The sequence below is a fragment of the Bradyrhizobium sp. CCBAU 45384 genome, assembly GCF_028128665.1.
GTDB classification, from domain to species: domain Bacteria; phylum Pseudomonadota; class Alphaproteobacteria; order Rhizobiales; family Xanthobacteraceae; genus Bradyrhizobium; species Bradyrhizobium manausense.
Genome location: NZ_LBIZ01000103.1, coordinates 81,335 through 102,968, shown reverse-complemented (window position 1 = coordinate 102,968; position 21,634 = coordinate 81,335). Strand labels below are relative to the sequence as shown.

11 protein-coding genes are annotated in these 21,634 nt (G+C 63.9%); 1 reads left to right on the top strand and 10 read right to left on the bottom strand.

What is annotated here, in order from left to right; all coding sequences use genetic code 11:
- From XH80_RS14455 to XH80_RS14420, 8 genes are all read right to left on the bottom strand, one after another.
- Positions 1 to 270, bottom strand: a complete 270-nt coding sequence (locus XH80_RS14455; protein WP_220005534.1) for a GlsB/YeaQ/YmgE family stress response membrane protein — start codon at positions 268 to 270, stop codon at positions 1 to 3.
- A 192-nt stretch (positions 271 to 462) separates the two neighbouring features.
- Positions 463 to 1,434: an ABC transporter ATP-binding protein gene (locus tag XH80_RS14450; protein WP_271599133.1), complete on the bottom strand. Its 972-nt coding sequence runs from the start codon at positions 1,432 to 1,434 to the stop codon at positions 463 to 465.
- Positions 1,431 to 2,846, bottom strand: coding sequence for an amidase (locus XH80_RS14445; protein ID WP_271599132.1), 1,416 nt, complete (start codon positions 2,844 to 2,846; stop codon positions 1,431 to 1,433). The genes XH80_RS14450 and XH80_RS14445 overlap by 4 nt, the downstream gene beginning before the upstream one ends.
- The gene (locus tag XH80_RS14440; protein WP_057746179.1) at positions 2,843 to 3,040 is read right to left on the bottom strand and encodes a hypothetical protein; all 198 of its coding nucleotides are present in this window, start codon (positions 3,038 to 3,040) and stop codon (positions 2,843 to 2,845) included. Before XH80_RS14440 ends, XH80_RS14445 begins: the two co-directional genes overlap by 4 nt.
- Positions 3,037 to 4,098, bottom strand: coding sequence for an ABC transporter ATP-binding protein (locus XH80_RS14435; protein ID WP_271599131.1), 1,062 nt, complete (start codon positions 4,096 to 4,098; stop codon positions 3,037 to 3,039). Before XH80_RS14435 ends, XH80_RS14440 begins: the two co-directional genes overlap by 4 nt.
- A 184-nt stretch (positions 4,099 to 4,282) precedes the next feature.
- Entirely contained in the window at positions 4,283 to 5,185 is a 903-nt protein-coding gene (locus XH80_RS14430) for an ABC transporter permease (protein ID WP_271599130.1), read from the bottom strand.
- 177 nt (positions 5,186 to 5,362) lie between these two features.
- Positions 5,363 to 6,316 carry an ABC transporter permease gene (locus XH80_RS14425; protein WP_271599129.1) on the bottom strand — a complete coding sequence of 318 codons (954 nt, stop codon included), beginning with the start codon at positions 6,314 to 6,316 and terminating at the stop codon, positions 5,363 to 5,365.
- Positions 6,317 to 6,537: 221 nt separating this feature from the next.
- Positions 6,538 to 8,193 carry an ABC transporter substrate-binding protein gene (locus XH80_RS14420; protein WP_271599128.1) on the bottom strand — a complete coding sequence of 552 codons (1,656 nt, stop codon included), beginning with the start codon at positions 8,191 to 8,193 and terminating at the stop codon, positions 6,538 to 6,540.
- A 201-nt stretch (positions 8,194 to 8,394) separates the two neighbouring features.
- On the opposite strand from XH80_RS14420, the gene XH80_RS14415 reads away from it, so the two are divergent.
- A complete protein-coding gene (locus tag XH80_RS14415) occupies positions 8,395 to 9,990 on the top strand; it encodes an ABC transporter substrate-binding protein (protein ID WP_271599127.1) in 1,596 nt (531 codons plus the stop codon).
- A gap of 129 nt (positions 9,991 to 10,119) precedes the next feature.
- Here XH80_RS14415 and XH80_RS14410 read toward each other — a convergent pair whose 3' ends face one another.
- Together XH80_RS14410 and XH80_RS14405 are read right to left on the bottom strand one after the other, a co-directional pair.
- Entirely contained in the window at positions 10,120 to 12,351 is a 2,232-nt protein-coding gene (locus tag XH80_RS14410; RefSeq protein ID WP_271599126.1) for a CHASE2 domain-containing protein, read from the bottom strand.
- A gap of 117 nt (positions 12,352 to 12,468) precedes the next feature.
- Positions 12,469 to 21,231 (bottom strand): VCBS domain-containing protein, encoded by an 8,763-nt coding sequence (locus XH80_RS14405; RefSeq protein WP_442869144.1) that lies wholly within the window; start codon positions 21,229 to 21,231, stop codon positions 12,469 to 12,471.
- Positions 21,232 to 21,634 lie beyond the last annotated feature (403 nt).

The window sequence follows — 21,634 nt, the reverse complement described above, 5'->3', positions numbered from 1 at the left end:
CTAGAGCCGGCCGCCGCCGCGGACCAGCCGGACCACCAGCAGCAGGATGATGGCGCCGATCGCGGAATAGATGATCTCCGAGACCAGCCCGAGGCCGAGATGGATGCCGAGCCTCGGGAACAGGAAGGTCGCCACGAACGCGCCGGCGATGCCGATCACGATATCGCCGATGATGCCAAACCCGCTCCCCCGCACCACCTTGCCAGCAAGCCACCCGGCCACCAGGCCGACGAACAGGATGACGATCAGGCTTTGACCAGAAATGTACATAAGATGAAGTCCCTCTCCGTTAACCGGGCCATGGAACGGGAACCGGGATGAACGGGGTCTGAATGGTGTTCCCCGCGGGGCCCCTCAGTCCTGGAATCGCTAAAACAACCCCATGCACAGTAGAAATGGCCATCGCCGCGATGCGGGGTGCGGCTTGTGACAAGGGCGTGCCGGCGCAGGGGATTTTTGAGTTCAGGAGTGCACCGGCTCCGCCAGCACGCATCGTGCCGCCCGGCCAGGTCCGACCTCGACGACCGGCGGCAGCTGCTCAAGGCAGCGGGGCTGGGCCGCAGCGCAGCGCGGGGCAAAGGAGCAGTTGTTCGGCTTTTCGGCCAGCGACGGCGGGGTGCCGGGAATGGTTTCCAGCCGCTGGCCGCGCCTGGCGCCGTGGATGGTCGAGGCGAGCAGGCCCCTGGCATAGGGGTGGACCGGGGTGCGGACGATGTTGCGCAAGGTCCCCTGCTCCACGATCTGGCCGGCATACATCACCGCGACGCGGTCGCAGATCTCGATCGCGACACCAATGTCGTGGGTGACGAAGATGACGGACATGCCGAACTCGCGCTGCAGCTCGCGCAGCAGCAGCAGGATCTGGATCTGCACGGTGGCGTCGAGCGCGGTGGTGGGCTCGTCCGCGAGCAGGATCTTGGGACGACAGGCGAGCGCGAGCGCGATCATCGCGCGCTGGCGCATGCCGCCGGACATTTCGTGCGGATAGGCGTCCAGCCGCCTCTTCGCCGAGGGGATGCGCACGATGTCCAGCATCTCGAGCGCCCGCGTGCGCCCTTCCGCATAGCTCTTGCCTTCATGGCGCACGACGCTTTCGGCGATCTGCGCGCCGATGGTGTAGACAGGATCGAGCGCGAGCGCCGGCTCCTGGAAGATCATCGACACGGTCTGGCCGCGGAACGACGACAGCTGCTCGTCGTTCATCGCGAGCACATCCTGCCCCATCACATCGACCGTGCCGGAAATCTGCGTGCGCTTCTTCGGCAACAGCCGCATCAGGGCGCGCAGGGTCACGCTCTTGCCCGAGCCTGACTCGCCGAGCAGGCCCAGCACCTCGCTGGTCCCGAGCGAGAGATTGAGATCGTTCACGGCATAGACCGTACGCTCGCCGGTGAAGCGGATGTTGAGGCCTGAGATCTCGACGAGCTTTGTCATGACGGCAGTTTGGGCAACCTCTCGTGATAGTCGGTGACGCGCTGGAAGGCGGCGCCGATGGTCAGCAAAGTCGCTTCATCAAAGCAGCGGCCGATCAGCTGCATGCCGACGGGCAGGCCGCTCCTGGTGAAGCCGGACGGCACGGTGAGCGACGGCAGGCCGAGGAAATTCACGGGACGCGTGAACAGCGCCAGCCGCTGCAACAACGCATGCGCGTTCGGCCCGCCGCCGACATCGCTTTCCTCGATCGTCGGTGCCGGCACGGGCGAGGCCGGCGCGATGATCGCGTCGACGCCGGCGGTTGCCGCATTGTGCGCGGCAAGCGCCGGGCCACGCCAGCGCATCGCCTCGAGATAGGTGATGGCGGGGATGGCGAGGCCGTTCTGAAGCCGCATCAAGGTCTGCGCGCCATAGTCCTGGGGCCGCTCGATCATCCAGCGCTTGTGGAAGGCGGCCGCTTCCGCGGCGAGCACGAGCTGGCTTGCGGCCTGCAATTGACGCTGGTCGGGCAACTCGACCTTGACGATGTCGGCGCCCTCGCGCTTGAGCACCGCAATGGTCTCGTCAAGCACGCGCGCGACCTCGGGATCGAGATCGTCGACATAGAAGGATGCGGGCACCCCGAGCTTGAGGCCCTTCAGCGAGCCCTTGGTCGCCGCGACATAGTCCGACAGCGGCTCCTGGCTCGTGGTCGTATCCTCGGGGTCGGGGCCAGCTATCAACGCCAGCAGCAGCGCGCAATCTTCGGCGGTGCGGGCGAGCGGTCCGACCGTGTCGAGCGATTGCGACAGCGGCATCGCACCGGCGCGGCTGACGCGGCCGACCGTGGTCTTCAGCCCCGTGACGCCGCAGAAATGCGCGGGAAAGCGGATCGAGCCGCCGGTGTCCGAGCCCAGCGCCGCATAGGTCAGTCGCGCGGCGACGGCCGAGCCCGAGCCCGAGGAGGAACCGCCGGTGATATGGGCGACATTCCAGGGATTGCGCACCGGGCCGTAATGGGCGTTGTGCCCGGTCGGGCCATAGGCGAATTCGGCCAGATGCAGCGTGCCGAGCCTGACCTGGCCGGCATCCTTCAGCCGCTGCAACGCCGTCGACGTCACCGTCGGCACAAAATCGCGGCGGATCAGCGAGCCGCAGGTGCAGACCTTGCCGGCATCATAATACATGTCCTTGTGCGCGAGCGGCACGCCGTGCAGCGGACCCCGCACCACGCCCTTCGCAAGCTCGGCATCGGCGCGATCTGCCGCCTTCAGCGCGGCCTCCGACTCGATCGACATGAAGGCGTTGAGATGAGGCTGCCATTGCGCAATGCGGTGCAGCAGCGCGCGCGTCACCTCATGCGAAGACACCTGCTTCATCGCGATCGCGCGCGCGACCTCGGTGAGCGTCATCAAGGCGGGCTCGGTGCTCATTTCGACACCTTCTGGGTCTGCGCGAGCGGATAGAGCGCGGGCTCGAGGTCGAACGGCAGCGTGCCGGCGATGGCGGCAAAGCCCTCGAAGGCAGGTCCGATGGAGTTCGAGATGCGCGTTGCGATCTCCTCGTTCACGGGGACGCCGGCGATCTGCGCCGTCGCCTGGATTTCCTTTGTCGTCGGTCTTGTCATGCGGTTTCCTCTTGGGGCGCGCGGCTGTGGCCTGAACCTGGAATCGCCATGTAGCACGCAGCCTCGTGGCCCATACTATCGAGCGCCGTCAGCTTTGGCGTCGCATTTGCGCAGAGCGGCTCCGCAAACGGGCAACGGGTGTGGAAACGGCAGCCTGAAGGCGGATCGATCGGGTTGGGCGGGTCGCCCGAGATCGGCGGCTTCTCGGTGCGCCTGTCAGGGTCGGAGGACGGCATCGCAGCAAGAAGCGCGCGCGTATAGGGATGCGCGGGACGATCCCAGACGTGGTCGACCGGGCCGAGCTCGACGACCTCGCCGAGATACATGACCAGCACGCGGTCCGAGATGTAGCGCACGACGTTGAGGTCGTGGCTGATGAAGAGATAGGTCAGCCCGAACTCGCGCTTGAGATCGGCGAGCAGATTGAGCACCTGCGCCTCGACGGATTTGTCGAGCGCGGAGACGGCTTCGTCCAGGATCACCAGCCGCGGCGACAGCGCCAGAGCACGCGCGATGTTGACGCGCTGACGCTGGCCGCCGGAGATTTCGTGCGGGTAGCGATTGGCGAAATTTGCAGGGACGAGGCCGACCTTGCCGAGCAGCTCGCGCGCCAATGCGCGCGCCGCGCCATCGGCCATGCCGTGGACTTTCGGGCCGAAGGCGATGGACTCCTCGATCGTCAGGCGTGGATTGAGCGAGGCATAGGAGTCCTGGAACACCATCTGCATGCCGCGGCGCAATTCGCGCAAGGACAGCGACTGCCCGACGGTCATGCCGTCATAGATGACGTCGCCGTCATCGCGCGGCATCAAGTGCATCAGGAGGCGCGCGGTGGTCGACTTGCCGCAGCCGGATTCGCCGACGATGCCGACGGTCTCGCCCTTGGCGACGGAGAAGGAGACGTTGTCGACGGCGCGCACGGTGCGCTTGGCGGCGAACAGGCCGCCACGCACGGGGAAGTGTTTTGTGAGTCCGTTGACCTGAAGCAGCGGCTGCGCGACGCCGCCGCGGTCTTCCACCGGCTCCAGCATGGCAACGGAAGTGTTGATCTCGGTCATGGCCGCGCGCTCCCACCTCTCCCCGTCGGGGAGAGGTCGCGCCGAAGGCGCGGGTGAGGGGGCGCGGCAAACTCGGTGCAGCGTAACCCCTCACCCGGATTGCATCTGGCGATGCAATCCGACCTCTCCCTACGGGAGAGGTGTACGGAGCACGCCGCGATAGTCCGCCTTCGCATCATCATTCTCAATTCCTGATGTCCATGGCGCTGCGCAGGCCGTCCGAGAGCAGGTTGAAGCAGATCGAGACGGCGAAGATCATCGCGCCCGGCAGAGCCGCGACCCAGGGATTGACGTAGATCGCGGTGCGCAGCGTGTTCAGCATCAGGCCCCATTCCGGCTCCGGCGGCTTGGTGCCGAGGCCGAGGAAGGAGAGGCCGGCGGCCAGGATCATCGAGACCGAAATGAGACTGGTGGCATAGACGAAGATCGCGCCCAGCACGTTGCCGAGGATGTGCACGCGCATGATGGTGAGCGGCCCGGCGCCGGAGGCGCGCGCAGCTTCGACGAAATCCATGTTGCGCACGCCGGTCGTGACGCTCTCGGCGACGCGGGTGATCTGCGGCACGAACACGATGGTCAGCGCCACGATGGAGTTGAGGATGCCGGCACCCAGCGCGCCGGATATCGCGATCGCCAGCAGCACGGAGGGGAACGCGTAGAACACGTCGACCGTGCGCATGATCGCGGTGTTGAGCCTGCCGCCGACATAGCCGGCGATGATGCCGAGCGAGGTGCCGATGCAGAAGGCGAGGATCACGGGCAGAATGCCGATGACCAGCGACAGCCGCCCGCCATAGATCAGCCGCGCCAGCATGTCGCGGCCGAGCTCGTCGGTGCCGAGCGGATAGCCTGATGTGCCGATGTGGCGGAGGCGTCGGATCATCGAGCCCTTGTAGGGATCTTCCAGACCCAACCACGGCGCCAGGATCGCGGAGACGAAGATCAGCAGCAGCACGATGGCGCAGGCCATGCTGACCTTGTCGCGCAGGATGCGGCGGCCGACCGTCGCCCAATAGCCGCGGGCGTTGGTGGCGGGCGCGACCTGCAGTGCGGCGTCGGCGGTGGCGGACAAGGGAAGCTCGGTCATTGCTGCAATTTCCGCTGTCGTCCCGGCGAAGGCCGGGACCCATACGCCGCAGCAATAGTTTTGCGAAGACTCGGAGTTGCCAGCTCGTCCCAAAACCGCTGACCGGGGTTATGGGTCCCGGCCTTCGCCGGGACGACGCCTATTATGTGGCACGTGCTATGACTCAACCTCATCCCGCTAGCCCCGCTTGATGCGCGGGTCGATCGCGGCTTGAGCGATGTCGACCAGGAGGTTGAGGACAACGAAGAACAGCGCCAGCACCAGAATCGTGCCCTGCAACAGCGGCAGGTCGCGCTGGAAGATTGCGGAGTTGAGCAGGAAGCCGGAGCCCGGCCAGGAGAACACGGTCTCGATCAGGATCGAGCCGCCGAGCATGTAGCCGAGCTGGAGCCCCATCACCGCGAGCGCGGTCGGGGCGGCGTTCTTGATGACGTGGCGGAACACCCCGCGTTCGTGCAGCCCCTTGGCGCGCAACGCCTCGACGAAGTCCTGCGAGAGAATATCGCCGGTGAGTGCGCGCACGGTGCGGGTGACGATGCCCATCGGGATCACCGAGGTCGTGATCGCCGGCAGCACGAGATATTGCAGATGCGCCCAGTCCCAGGCCCAGGAATTGGAGCCGTTGGGCCCGGCGCCGACCGCGGGCAGCCAGTTCAGCTCGACCGAGAAGATGATGACCAGCACCATGCCGAGCCAGTAATGCGGCACCGAGACGCCGGCGATGGCAAACGAGGTCGCGACCTTGTCGATCCAGGTCTCGCGGAAATAGCCGGCGATCAGGCCGAGCAGGATGCCCATGGTGAAGCCGATGACGGCCGCGGCAATCGCCAGCGTCACCGTGTTGCCGACCGCACGCATGACTTCGGCCAGCACCGGGCGGCCGGTCGCGATGGAATTGCCGAGGTCGCCATGCAACGCGCGCAACAGCCAGAGCCCGAACTGCACCGGCAGCGGCCGGTCGAAACCGTAGGCGGCGCGGAGCTGCGCCGCGAGCTCCTGCGAGGCATCGGCGGGGAGCACCGCGACCAGCGGATCACCCGGCGTGATGTGCACGAGCAGAAAGCACACCAGCGCGACGCTGATGACGATCGGGATGACATAGACGATGCGTCTGGCAGTATAGGCGAGCACGTTTGGTTACTCGGTTAGCGCGGAGATGCCGTCATGGCCGGGCTTGTCCCGCCTGCTCGGCCGAAGCCGCTCCGGCGAGGCGAAGGCCCGGGCACCCACGTATTTTACTTAGCCCCGTCATTCCGGGATGGTCCGAAGGACCAGACCCGGAATCTCGAGATTCCGGGTTCGATGCTGCGCATCGCCCCGGAATGACGGGAGACCTGGATGCGACGATCACCTCACTGCATCGCAATCGGCGAGAAGTCGATGAACCAGCTCTTCGGCTGGATCACGCCTGTCACTTTCGGGCTCATGGCGCGCGGGCCGACGTCGTGGGCGACGTAGAGGAAGGCGGCGTCGTCGACGGAGGCTGCGTGCAACTCGGCGAGCGCGGCGTCGCGCGCGGCGGGATCGAAGGTCTGCCGCGCCGTCTTGACCAGCTCGTCGAATTTGGGATTGTTGATATAACCCCAATTGTTCGAGACCGGCGGGGCCATGCCCGATTGCAGGAAGCGCACCAGCGCGAAGAACGGGTCCATCGCCGCATAGGTGACGTTGGTCGCGTTCGAACCGTTGGCCGAAGGGTCCTTGGCGCCGCGGCGCCAGTTGGTGAACAGCGTATTCCACTCGATGACATCGAGCTGCACGTCGAAATAGCATTCGGCGAGCGCCTGCTGGAGATATTCGTTCATCGGCAGCGGCTGCATCTGGCCCGAGCCCGAAGCCGACGTCTGGATCTTCACCGTCAGCTTCTTGTTCGGACCGAAGCCGGCCTCCTGCATCAGCTTTTGCGCGGCCGGCTTGTCGTACTTGATCTCGAAGGTCGGTTTTCCCCGCCAGGGATGGCCGGGCTCGAAGGTGCCTGATGCGGGCACCATGAGCCCCGCAAGCAGCCCATCCTTGAGGCCTTCGCGATCGACGCAGAGATTGGCGGCCTTGCGCACGCGGATGTCGTTCCAGGGCGAGCCCTCGACGCGCGAGAACTGCCACGGCCAGACATGCGGCTGCTCGTTGGCGTAGAGCTTGAAGCCGCGCTGCTTCAGCTCGGGCAGCGCATCCGGCGCCGGCGCCTCCACCCAATCGACCTGGCCGGACAGCAGCGCCGCGGTGCGCGCGTTGGCCTCCGGCATCGGCAACAGCACCATCTTGTCGATCTTGGGCACGCGGGCCTTGTTCCAATAGTCAGCGTTCTTGACCAGCTCGAGCCGCTCGCGCGGGGTGAAGCTCGCCATCTTCCATGGGCCGGTGCCCGCGGCGTCCTTGGCAAAGGCGGCCCAGGCGGCCTGCGACTTGGCCTTGGCATCAGTGCCTTCGGCCTTTTCATAGAAATGCTGCCACTTCGCCGGGCTCGCCATGAACAGATTGGTGAGATTGATCGGCAGGAAGCTGTCGGGCTCCTTGGTGGTGAGCTCGACGGTCATGTCGTCGATCTTCTTCGCGGAGGCCAGCGTCGGCATGCGCGAGGCGGTGACGCCGACCTGGCTCGGATCGAACTGCGGCGCGTCCTGCTTCAAGACCTTGTCGACGTTCCACACCACGGCATCGGCATTGAACGGCGTGCCGTCATGGAAGGTGACGCCGGGGCGCAGCTTGAAGGTCCATTTGGTCTTGTCGGCATCGTCGACCTTCCATTCGGTCGCAAGGCCGGGGATGACCACGCTCGGCTTGTCGGCGGACGACAGGTCCCAGCCGGTGAGCGCGTCATACATGGTGAGGCCGGTGAAGCGATTGCCTTCAAAACCCTGATCGGGCTGACCGAGCGTGCGCGGAATGTCCGCCGCGGTCATGCCGATGCGCAGCACGGTCTCGGCCCCGGCCGCGCGCGGCCAGGCGGCCGCAGAGGTCAGGGCGAGTGCAGCAATCAGTGCTGCGCGCGCGGTTGTCTTGATAAGCATTGCCGTCGTCCTTTTCCCGGAAACGATGATTAATTTTGATGCAAACGTATGCAATGGCTATGCCAGTGGAGGAAAGTTATTCTGCAAATTGCCCCTGCGACGACAAGTCCTTGTGATCGCGCGTGTGCATGGGCACCGCCCTGCCTATTCTGGCATCAAGATTGCAGGTTTGGCCCCGAATTTCTCCTGGGAGCTTGGGCCATGCGTATTCGTTTCACGACCTGTCTCGCCGCGCTTGCGCTGGCGATATCAGCGCTCTCGGCGCGCGCCGAGACGGTGGTGCGCTACGGCATCTCGATGGCGGATATTCCGCTGACATCAGGCCAGCCCGATCGCGGCGCCGGCGCCTACCAGTTCACGGCCTACACCATCTACGATCCGCTGGTGGCCTGGGAGATGGACGTCGCCGACCGCCCGGGCAAGCTGGTGCCGGGGCTCGCGACCGAATGGAAGGTCGACGACAACGACAAGACCAAGTGGCGCTTCGCCCTGCGCAAGGGCGTGAAGTTTCACGACGGCAGCGAGTTCAACGCCGATGCGGTGATCTGGAATCTCGACAAGGTGCTCAACGACAAGGCGCCGCAATTCGACAAGCGCCAGAGCGCGCAGGTGAAGACCCGCCTGCCCTCGGTCGCCAGCTACGCCAAGATCGACGACTTCACCGTGGAGATCACGACCAAGACGGTCGATTCCTTCTTTCCCTATCAGATGCTGTGGTTCCTGGTGTCGAGCCCCGCGCAATATGAGAAGCTCGGCAAGGACTGGGACAAGTTCGCAAGCCAGCCCTCCGGCACCGGCCCGTTCAAGCTGACAAAGCTGGTGCCGCGCGAGCTCGCCGAGCTAGCCAAGAATCCGGACTATTGGAACGCGAAGCGGATTCCCAAGGTCGACAAGATCGTGCTGGTGCCGATGCCGGAAGCGCTGACGCGCACCAATGCGCTACTCGCCGGCCAGGTCGACCTGATCGAGACGCCGGCTCCCGATGCCGTACCGCAGCTCAAAGCCGCCGGCATGAAGCTCGTCGACAACGTCACGCCGCATGTCTGGAATTATCATCTCAGCGTGCTGCCGGGTTCGCCCTGGACCGACATCCGCCTGCGCAAGGCACTGAACCTTGCCATCAACCGTGACGAGGTCGTCGGCCTGATGAACGGCCTCGCCAAACCCGCCAAGGGCCAGGTCGACCCGTCGAGCCCATGGTTCGGCAAGCCGAGTTTTGAATTGAAGTACGATCTCGCCGCCGCGAAGAAGCTGGTCGAGGAAGCCGGCTATTCCAAAGCAAAGCCGCTGAAGACCACCTTCATCATCGCGCAGGGCGGTACCGGCCAGATGCTGTCGCTGCCGATGAACGAATTCCTGCAGCAGAGTTTCAAGGAGATCGGCATCGAGATCGACTTCAAGGTGGTCGAGCTCGAGACGCTCTATACGCATTGGCGCAAGGGCGCCGCCGACGAGATGAATGCCGGCATCACCGCCAACAACATCGCCTATGTCACGTCAGACCCGCTCTACGCCATCGTCCGCTTCTTCCACTCCGGCCAGATCGCGCCTGTCGGCGTCAACTGGGGCGGCTACAAGAACCCTGAGGTCGACGCGCTGATCGACCAGGCCAAGCAGACCTTCGACAGCGCCAAGCAGGACGAACTGCTGGCCCGGGCCCATGCGCTTGTCGTCGACGATGCCGTGCTGGTCTGGGTCGTGCACGACACCAACCCGCACGCGCTGTCGCCGAAGATCAAGCAGTTCGTGCAGGCGCAGCACTGGTTCCAGGATTTGACCACGATCGGGGTGGAGTGAAGGCGGCGAGCATAGGTGCCGTAGGGTGGGCAAAGCGTAGCGTGCCCACCACCTCGACATTCGGCGAAAGGTCGTGGGCACGGCGCTTACGCGCCTTTGCCCACCCTACGGGAGCGTTAGCGTAGCCGCCTACTTCGTCAGCAGCGCATATGCGCCGGTCCAGCCCTCCGGCGGCGGATTGGCTTCGAACTCGCTGATGCGCGCTTCGTAGAGCTTGAACAGCTTTTCCAGCGTGTCGGCGTCCTCGCTGCGGCGGCCGCGCTCGATGGCGTCGAGCGCGCCCTGCCAGTCGCGATTGCGGTAGCAGCCGAGCATCTCGATGGTGATGTTGCGCAGGCGCTGGAACGCGGCCGACTGCATCACGTCCTCGCGGCCCGCGATGGCATAGATCACCTCCGGCTCGGTCTTGCCCTTGACCATGATGAAGTCGAGCTCGAGGATCGCGAACCGGTCCTTGGCGGCGAGCGCCGTCCGCGAGCCGACGATGATCGGAAAGCCGTATTCCTTGGTCTGGCCTTCCAGGCGCGAGGCGAGGTTCACGCTGTCGCCGAGCACCGAATAGTTCTTCTTCAGATCGGAGCCCATGTTGCCGACCACGCCGATGCCGGTGTTGAGGCCGATGCCGACATTGAGCGGGATGTAGACGTGGCCGCCGTCGGCCGCTTCCTGCTCGCGCTCCCTGTTGACCACGTCGATCTTCTCGAGCATCTGGATCGCGGCTTCGCAGGCATGGACCTGGTGCTCGGCATCGTCGAGCGGCGCGTTCCAGAACGCCATGATGGCGTCGCCCATATATTTGTCGACGTAACCCTTCTGCTCGATGATCACGTCCGTCAGCGGCGTCAGGAAGCGGTTCATCAGCGCGATCAGGCCTTGCGGATCGTGCTTGTAGCTCTCCGAGATGGTGGTGAAGCCGCGCACATCGGAGAACATGATCGTCATCTCGCGCTCCTCGCCGCCGAGCACGACTTTCTCCGGCGATTGCGCCAGCTGCTCGACCAGCACCGGCGACATGTATTGGGCGAAGATGCCGCGGATCTGCACGCGCTGGCGCTGCTCGCGCACGAAGCTCGCGAAGATGAAGGTGAGGTAGATCGCGGTGGTCGACAGCAGCGGATAGGTGAAGTCGATCAGGTAGCGGTATTTCCAGTAGAAGAACCAGGACGTACCGAACAGGACCGCGGCAAACATCGCGCCGGCCAGCACCAGCCGAACGGGGCCGAGATTCGGGGTGAAGATGATGACGAGGATGCCGATGATCAGTGCGGTTATCAACTCGACGCCGAGCGCGTAGTTCGGCTGCGAGATGACCGCGCCGGTCAGTACGCTTTCGAGTACCTGGGCGTGGATCTCGACGCCCGGCATGTTCGCCGACACCGGCGTGGTTTTGAGATCGTTCAGCCCGACGGCGGACGTGCCGATCAACACCAGCTTGCCGTTGATCTTGCTCGGCGGCACCGAATTATCGAGAACGTCGGCCGCCGAGACATAAATCGATGGATCCTGACGCGCATAGTGCACCCACAACTGACCGTTCTTGTCGGTCGGGATCTCGACGCCCTTGAGGCGAATGGCGCGGATGCCAGTCTTGTCGGTGCGAACCAGCAGCGTCGGCGTTCCCGTGACGACGCGCAAGATCTCGAGGTTGAGCGAGGGCATGGTGTTGCCCTGGGCCCGCATGATCATCGGCACGCGGCGGATCAGACCGTCGCGCTCGGTCGGAATACTGAACAGGCCGCGACCTGCCGCGACTTTCTCGATCACAGGCACGTTGCGGAGCAGCCCGGGGAATTCGAACATGAAGCGCTCGGCGTTCGCTTCGCCAACCGTGGCAACGCCAGTAAAGGGCAGCGTCTTGTCGATGTCGGACGTGATCTCCTGCTGCCCGGTCTCGCCCAGCACCACGCGCGAGCGCTTGATGGCATCAGAAAGGACCTGATCGTTGCTCGGCAGCTCGCGCAGCCTGGCACGGGTGGCATCATCAAGATAACGCATCTGGTTGGCGACGAGATCCGGATTGAGCCGGTCGGGTTCGGAAAACACCACGTCGAAACCGATCGCCACCGCGCCGAGATTGGTGAGGTTGGTGATCATGTCCGCGATCCGCGTGCGCGACCACGGCCATTGACCGAACTTGGCGAGGCTCTTGTCGTCGATATCAACGATGGTGACCGGCCGCACCGTCTTGTGGCGAGGGTCGACATGCTGGAATATGTCGAAGACGCGCAGCCGCAGCTCCTGTACCGGCGGCGGATCCCAGACGCGCAGAGCTGCGAACACGACCAGCAGCGAAAGGCACAGCAGCCGCGCCAAGCCGAACTTTCGCGCAAACCACCGGCGCAGGATCTTGAGACGTTTCATGTTGGTCGAAGTTCCTGCCGCGCGCCGCCTCCGTTGGACCGATCATGCAGCGAAGGCCTGCAAATTGCCATGCCCCATCGGCGGACGATACGGTCTTTTTGGCCGCGACCAGCCTCGTTACACGGAGCCACCGACGGAGTGATTGGTGACGATGAAGTCGCTGGCATGCAGGTTGTTGACAACGACATTCTTCAACAGGATCGTCTCGTGATCGTCCAGCCGGACCAGCGTATCGGCATTCTGCTGGGTGAGGGTGATATCGCCGAACGAGTTGATGATGTCGAACTGGCGTACGTCGATCTTGTCGAGCGTGGTGTCGAATTCGTAGACCGTGTGCTGGACCGTATCCGAAAAGGATTTTGGCGCGAACACAAACTGGTCCTGCCCGCCTTTGCCGTCCAACGTGTCGCTTTGCCCGCTCGCGAACAACACGTCCTTGCCGCTGGTGCCGACCAGCGAGACCGGTCCCGAGCCGCCCTCATTGAAGATGAAGTTGACGGAGTCGCTGGCGCCGAAATTGTCGGTGACCTTGAACGTGACCATGTCCGTCGCCGGCTTGTCCTCTCCCGGAGCGTAGGTGACACCGCTCGCCAAGAGGGAATTGATGTCGTTTAGATTGCCGGCCCCCGTTGCCGGAGAAACGCTTGATCCCTCTGCTTGAGTCGTGGCGCTGAGCGCAAATGCTTCTGACGGTGCCGCGGGATCTTCGTCGGTGATTGCCAAACCAAGCACGGACGTCGTGCCGTCCGGATTTTCCGACACAGTGAAATGGGTCGTATCGATTTCGGGACCAGCGAGCGGATCGATCGTGACGGCGTGAGTCTGAGGCAAGGTCGTCGCGGAGGTATGGCTGCTGTCGACGACGCTCGTTGCGGTCACCGTGATGTTAAAGCTGCCGGCATAGCCGACCGGCGTCGTCAGCGTGAGGTTGCCACCGAGATCGGTGGCCTCGATGTGCCAAGTGTTGTTGCCGGCGTCGTAGGTTCCGTAGTTGAATTCCGAACCGACGGGCGCACCTGCGATCGTCACGTAGGTGTCGTCGGGGTGCGCGCCGGTCGGGATGGTGACCGTGATCGGAACGTTGATTGGGGTGTGCTCAGGCCCTTCCGATTTGGCAATATTGGACAACTCGCCGGAACTAAGCCCCAGGAAGTCCTCGATCGAAGCCGTGTACGTGGGATATGAGCTCAAAAACGCTTCAAAGTTTCCGTCAGTCGGGACAATTTGGGAGCCGTTGACATCGCTGTGCGCCGTCGAGACGATGGCGACCTGACCGGTGACGCGGGTGTCGCCGAAGCCATTCTCGAAGCTCTGCAGGACCTCGCCGTTCACCCGGATATTGTCGACGACCAGGAAGGACGTAACTGCATAGTCCTTCTCGTTCATCACACCTGCGCCAAAGGCGTAGGTGCCGTCGGTCTGAATCTTATAGGTAAATGTGTGCCAGCCGGTCGAGCCATAGCTTCCGGTCGCCTCGATGTCCGATAACAGGAACGCGGCGCCATTTACGCTTGCGAAGGCAAAGTCGTTGTACGGCAGATAGTCATCAGTGGTGAAATTCCAATCAACACTGACGATGTCACCGGCATGCAGCGACAGCGGGGTCAGAAGCGCCGAGCCATCCGTGGGATAGATGCTCGTATTCGGCCCAAGCGACAGGACCGGAGCGACGGCCATTTCAACCTCCGCCGGCGCCGTCACTTCCGTGCCTATCGAGGCAGCCTGGTCCGACACCGGCGTCGTGCCGCCGTGGCCGGCGCCGGAGATGTCGATCGAGACCGGGGAGCTGGCACTGACCGCGCCAGTATAGGTGTTGTCGATCGCGTGGACATCGAGCGTGCCGGGCGTGCCGCTGAAACTTTCATTCGGAACGAAGCGGATCAGCGTATCAGTGCTGAGCACCAGCGCATTGGTATTGCTGACGCCGAAAATATCGACCCACTGGTCGGTGCCGGCGATCTCGTATTGCCAGCTGCCCTGGTCCGACGTGGCGTTGTCGGCGCTGACCGCGATCGCCTTGAAGCTCGCGCCGGTATCGACGTCGTGGAACTTGCCCGCGAAGAGGTCGCTGACGGCGCTGCCGGTCGGATTGGTGTTGTCGGCAGCGACGGAATCCAGCGTCGTGCCGTCGAGCGTCGGGGCATCGTTGGCGCCGTTAACGTTCACCGTCAGCGTCGCGGTGCCGTGCGCGCCATGCGCGTCCGTGGTTTGGACCGTGAACGTGTCGACATAGGCGCCTGCCTGCAACGCGTTGATTGCCGCAGAGTCGGGCACGTAGTCGTAGTTGCCGCTGGAATCAACCGTCAGCGAACCGTACTGTCCCACCACCGTCGTCGTCGCGTTGTGCTCGGCATCGAGCAAGGCGTAGCTCAGCGTCGCCGTCTCGCCGGTGTCGGCATCGGTGCCGGCCAGCTTGCCGGTGAGATCGGCGAAGCTGTCGGAGACGCCCGTATCGGCGAGCGTGCCGATGTCGAGATCGGCGAGGGCCGGCGCATCGTTCGCGCCCGATATCGTGACGGTGACCTCGGCCGTGTCGGACTTGTGGCCGTCGTCGAGCGTGATGGTGGAGACCACCGTCGCGGTCTGGCCCTGCCCGAGGAAATCCAGCGCGCTGTCGGCGATCGAGTAGCTCCAGCCGACGGTGCCGTTGTTCTTGTTGCCGGTCTGCTGCAGCGTCAGCGCGTGTTCGAGCGCGGAGATCTCGTCCGGCGTCAGGGTCAGAGCCGTGGTGTGATCGGCGGCAAGCCAGGTCACGTCTTGATGGGTGATCTTCGCCGTCGGCCGCTCGGTCAGATCGATGTCGGTGAAATCGATGGTGCCGGTGCCGCCCGACGCCGGATCCATCGTGGCGTCGCCGGTTTTGTTGTCAAGCTCGGCGAAGCTGACGCTCGGCGACGTCTCGGCGGCGTTGAACGCCGGCGCGTCGTCGGCGGCGTTGAGCGTGATCAGCGTGCCGCCATGGCCGTCGCTGCTACCGGCAAAATGCGCGTTGCTGTAGTCCCCTCCGGTGAGCTTCACCGTGATGCTGTGGCCGTAGGCATCGCTGACGACGAGATCGCCGGTCGCGGAATCGTAGGTCGCGGAGGTACCGCCGTCGAACTCGATGGTCGACAGGTCGAGCTTGTCGGTCGACGCAAAGCCTGCAACCGACCCGCCGAAGCTGGACGTGTCGATCTGGAGCTCGGCGCCGCCGCCGTTGAAGGTGATCGTCTGCGACACCGCGGCGTCGACATCGAGCGTCGCATTGGCATCGATCGTGACCGAGCCGGAGCCGGACAGCGAACCGAACAGCGACAGGGTGCCGTCGGTATGGATCTCGATCGTGTTGGTGTTGGTGATGCTGCCGGTGATCGAGGTGGTCCCCCAGCTCTCGATCTTGCCGGAGTTGGTGATGCCGAAGCTCACCCCGTCTGCACTCGAGACCGAGGCGCCGTCATGGAGATCGATTTCGCCGGCATTGTCGATCTTGGACAGCGTACCGAACACGCTCGTACCTGAAACCGTCCAGGTGCCAGCCGCCTTGTTGTCGAACGTGGCGCTGGCGACCGAGATGTTGCCGTTGATGTGCCCGCTGTTGTTGATGGTGACGGGACCGCCGGTCTCGACGATCGCCGAGGTCGTCGACGTCACGGATCCGGCATCGTCGAGCCCGATCGTTCCGGAATTGTCGATCAGAACCGAGGCCGAACTGCCCGCATGCACCGAAATCGCCGCAAAGCCGTCCGCGCCGGTGACGTGGCCGTCCGCATCGTTGGTGATGTGAACCTGGCCCGTCGCGTTGAACGCCTGCGTTACGCCGATTCCGACGCCACTCGTGCCGGTGATGCGGCCGTCATTGGTTATGGTGATGTTGGCGGCGCCATTGCCGAAAGCCGTGAGGCCGGCTGCACCGGTGGCGGAGCCTCCATTGGTGACATTGATGTCACCCCCGCCGAGATCGAACACGTTGATCGCGGTGCCTGCGGCCGTGATCGAGGAATCCTCGCCCGTCGTCACAGTGACCGTGCCAACGCCTTGCGTGAAAGCCGCAATGCCCGAGCCCGCATCAGTGATGATCGTGGCATCGCTCTGGACCGTGACGTCACCATGGACCGCACCGTCGAAATTGCTGCCACCGCCGGTGTATCCGGCCATGATGCCGGCCGGTGCATGGTTGCTCTTGGTGTTGATCACGCCGGAGTGGATCGTTCCGTGGGCGCTGACGAAGATCGTGCTGTGCACGTCGCTGCCGATCGCGGTCGCCTCGTTGACGGCGTCAATACCGACACTGCCCGACCTGAGGACGTCGCCATGTGACATCACGACGCTGATGTCACCGGCGTTGAGGCTGTAGGCATCGATGCCGTAGCCTGACGTTGCCTCGACATGAGCATTGGCACCGATGTTGACGATCACGTCGCCCGTGCCGCCGCTGACCGCCGATGCCTTGATGCCCGCCACCGCGCCGGTCACGGTGGTGCCGGCGCCATCATTCACCGTGACATCACCATTGCCGTAGTTGTAGGCGTGGATGCCATAGCCGCCAGAAGTGATATCGGCGTAGTTGTTGACGACGACGCTGCCGTTTACATCCGTGTTGGCCACCGAACCGGTGGTCGCACCGGTGTAGCCGGCCTGGATGCCGGCTGGCGTATTGCCGCTCTGGTTCAGGCTGCTGCCGGAGTTGATCGTGCCATGCGCATTGACGGTGATCGTGCTGTCCTCGGACGCATCGAGCGAGATCGCCCGATTGACGGCGACGATTCCGGTGCTGTCCGAGGTCAAGACGCTACCCGATTCGGTCGTGACCTTGATGTCACCGACGCCGTAACTGCGCGCCCGGATGGCATAAATCGAGCTACCCGTCACGTTGCCGCCGGCATCGATGGTGACGTCGCCGTCGCCGTGGGTCGTTGCATCGATGCCGTAGGCAGCGCCGGCCGCGCCGCCAAGCTGGGTGATCGAGATGTCGCCGGCGTTGGCGGCATTCAGATTCTCGACCAGAATGCCTTCCGAATCCGCCCCGGTGCCCGTCGCCTTGCCGGTGAGATTGTCGATCGTGATGTTGCCCGAAGCCGTCGCGCTGTCGGTCAGCGCGATGCCGTTGCCGGCGAGCCCGGTGATGTCACCTGTCGCGGTCAGCGAGATGTTGCCGGCACCATTCTGGGTGACGACGACGCCATTCGCCGCGCCCTTCAGCGTGCCGCTGGGCGTGAGCACGACGTTGCCTGGTGCGCCGGCCATGCCGCCGGATGCAGTGAAATCCAGCGCATCACCGCTCGAGGTCGTGATGTCGGCCGCGCCGGTGACCGTGAACGTGCCGCCGGTCGAGGACTGGCCGGTGATGGTGCCGGTAAAGCTCTGGCCGACGACCTTGTCGAGCTGAAGCGTATCGGCGCCGCCGGCGAAGGTCACGGTCTGCGCCGTCGCGCCGGCGAGCTCCAGCGTTGCGCCATCGTCGATGACCAGCGAGCCGGCGTCCGCGAGGCCGCCGGAGAGGTTCAGTGTCCCCGCCTGCACCTCGATCGTGCCGGTGTTGGTGATGCCGGCCGAAATCGTGTTGAAGCCGGAGACGCCGTAGAGATGGCCGGAATTGTTGAGGCTGCCGCCGTTGATCGAAGCCACCGTCAGATAGAGCTTCGAGGTGCCGTCAACGGTGACCGCGCCACTATTGTTGGTCACGTTGAGGCTCGACAGCTTCAGAATGCCGCTATTGATCGCCTTGATATCAGCAGTGTTGACAATGGCCTCGCCGATGACGTCGAGCTCGCCGCCGTTGGCCTGGAGCAGCTTGCTGTTGGTGAGCGTATGGATGACGACGGGGTCGATCGTCAGCGTGCCGCTGGTGACTGATATCGTGCCGGTGTTGGTGATGTCGGCATTGCTGATGGCGCTCGCACCGGTCGATTCCAGCGTACCGGCAAGCGTCAGCGTGCCGCCGTCGATCGTCGCGGTAGAAAGATCGAGCGTCGAGCCCGCCTCGATCGATACGACACCGCCGCTGATCGTGGCGTCGTTCAGGAACATCTCCGCATGGGCGTCGACGCTGACGTTGCCGGCGTTGTTGACGATCGAGCCTTTGTCGATCGTCAGCACAGCACCCGCAAAGACTTCGATCGTGCCGAGGGACAAATTGCCGACGGTCTCGTTCGCAAACTCGACCGCACCCTTGACGTGGACCGCGCCGGAATTGTTCAGCGTGCCGTTCTCGATCAGGTTGGTGCCGTCGAGCTCCAGCGTGCCGAGAATGGCGAGGGTGCCGCCGTCGATCGTCACGGCGTCGGCGACCAGCGTCGCGACGGAATCGACCTGCACGGTACCGCCGGCATTGGCGATGCCGGTGTCCAGCGTGAGCGTGCCGCCCGACAATTCGATTGTGCCGGAATTGGTGATGGTGGTCAGCGTGTCGATCTTGCCGCCTGCCGCGAGCGTGAGCTGGCCCGCGTTGGTAATCTTGGCGGTACTGGCGACGACGTCGCCGTTCGTCCTGGTGATCGTCTCGACATCGATCGCGCCGCCGACAAGAACGGTGCCGTCAGCCGCATTGGTGAACTTCGCATCGGCATTGAGCGTGAGCTTGCCCCCGAGCGTCAACGTGCTGTGATTGATGACCTCCGGCGCCGTGTGGTGCACCGTTGTGTCGTAATCATCCATCGTGAGCGACTTGCCGTACGCGGCAGCGTCGATCGTGACGGGATAGGACGGCGTCAGCCCATGCAGCTGATCGGTGATGATGATGACGTCATCCTTGCTGGTCGGAACCGTGCCGGTTTCCCAGTTCGCAGCGTCCTTCCAGAAACCACCCGAGGGCTGGTTCGTCCCGATCCAAACCACCGCCGGGGCGTCGGTGCCCGTGAGCGTGACGGTGATGGTCTGTTGCGAGGTCGCATTGTGCTCGTCGGCGACCGTGACGGTGTAGACCAGCGTCAGCACTTCGCCCTTCGGAATGAAGTCGGCGAGATAGACGGGCAGATCGGCCAGCGACCAGTTGATGGTCCCGGTGCCGGTGCCGGTTGAATCCAAGCCGGTCCCGATCGCAACCGACATGGCCTTCTGGAACGCGGCGAGCGGGCCGGGAGGCACGGTGGTGCCGTCCGGCAGGCTCGCGCTGGCCAGCGCCACGGACACGGTGTGGGTGTCCGTGAGGTCGACATCCTTGAAGGTGAGGGTGCCAGCGGTCGGAACGTTGGTGGTGAGCGGCCCGCCCGGCACGCTTGTGCCGCCGGAGAAGGTGATGGTCGGCACGCTGGTCGTGATCACCGGCCTGTCGTTGGTGCCGGTGATCGTGATGGTGATCGGGATGTCCTTGGTTTCAGGGTTGACCGCGAAATTGTTGTTGACGTGGACAACGTAAGTCAGCGTCAGCGTTTCGCCGTCGGCGAGGAAGTCGAACGCGTGGTCAGGGATCGTGTAGGTTGCAACCGCGGTTCCGTTGTTGTTGTTGCCGCCATCGGCGACAACATCGATCTTGACCTGCGTCGCCGCAATATCCTGCTTCTGGAGAGCAGTGAGCGAGGGAGTGACGTCGTGATGGCCGGAATCCGTATAGGTGTATTTTGATGCATCGAGGTCCACCGACACCGTCGGCCGGTCGCCCAGGTTTTGGTCGACGAAGTTGACCCTGAAGATGATGATATCGGGAGGTACGGCATCGCCGGTGGCGTCGCCGTGGTCGCCGGTCGCCTTCGCGTGCTCGGTCAGGGCGAACGCAGTCACCACATTGCCGTTGGCATCGAGGACGCTTGCGAACGGCGCGCCTGGAATTCGATCGACACCCCCCTTGTCGGACCCACCCGGCGCAGGACTGCCGGCACCGCCGGCGACGGTGTTGGTGAAGATCGCCTGTGCGGTGGTGCCGTCCGGGTTCTTGATCAGGACGATGTCGCCGGTCTGGGTGATGCTGTCGGTGGAGTTGTTGGTGAGCTTGGTGTTGGTGTTGTTGTCGGTGAACTTCAGCGTGAACACGTCGTTGATCAGCTTCTGCACGTCCGGGGACAGCAGTGCATTGGTGACCGAGACGTTGCCGCCGCTGATCTGGATCATCTGGCCGGCCTGGTTGACCGTCGCGATCGGCAGCAGCGTCTGCTTGTCGAACAGGATGTAGGAGCCGGTGGTGCCGTTCGGCTCGACCAGCACCTGGAAGTTCGCCTGCGGCTGCGGGTCGCCGCCACCCGAGGGCACGACGAACGCGATCTCGGTCAGCACCGCCGTGCCGCGAATGCCCATGGTGGCGACCGGCGTGTCGACCTTCATGTCGCCGTGCTTGGCGGTCTCGCCGGCGACGAAGGTGATGGTGCCCGCGACCAGGCTGAGCAGCGAGGAATTATTCGACCCGTTGGGGTCGTAGACCATCTCGTTCAGCACCATCCGCGCGTTGGCGGACAGGCCGAACACGGTGCCGTCGATGAAGGTGATGCCGAGCGTCGAGTCCGAGCCGGTCGAGACCACGTCGCCCTTCTCGACGTTATCGCCATTGTTGAGGATGACCGAGACGCCGTTGCGGACCACGGTCGCACTGCCGGTCAGCTTGGTGACGTGACCGATGACCTGCGCCGCGGCGGCGCCGGGCGCAGCCTGCGCGACCTGAACGTAGCCGGTGAGCGCGCTGACGATGTCGCCGGTAAGATGGGCGCCGTCGGGCGAGGCGATCGCCGCGCGCTTGTCGCCCCTGAAATAGTCGTGAACGACGAAGTCGTGACCGTCGTGCGAGAGCACGAGATCACTGCCGGTGCGTTTGAACTCGCCATGGAAGATCAGATTGGGGTCGGCAATGACCACCGCGCCGTCAGGCACGTGGCCATGCGCCGTGGCGGTAAAGGATTCAACATGGCTATCGGCGGACGAACGGGAACCCTGGCCATCCAAGGTGAGCCCGGCGCCAAATTTGCCAGCGTAATTCAACCGGGCACCATGAAAAGGGTTAAAATCTAAGTAAGTATCGACCGCTTAAGCTTGCATAGCATTACCAAGTCCTTAGCGAAACCATCTATTGCTTGTGTGGTTTCGTGTCACTTGGCGGCGGAGGCCTATGCCTACGGCGACATCCAAAGATAAAATGAAGTAAGACTTACAGAGATTTCGAGTAAATCGTCGCGCGCCCAAGTCCATCTTCCACTAGATTACGTATTCGATGGTATTAACCATCCATCGGATACTTATGTCATCTTTTCTTCGCGGCACCCCGGGCCATACTGTGGCAAATACGGAGCTAAATCTGTGACCTAACTAACAGAACCCGTAAAATAGCTGGTCATTAGCCATGGAAGCAGAATCGCTTCCCGCAACTTCCGACTGCACTCCCGTT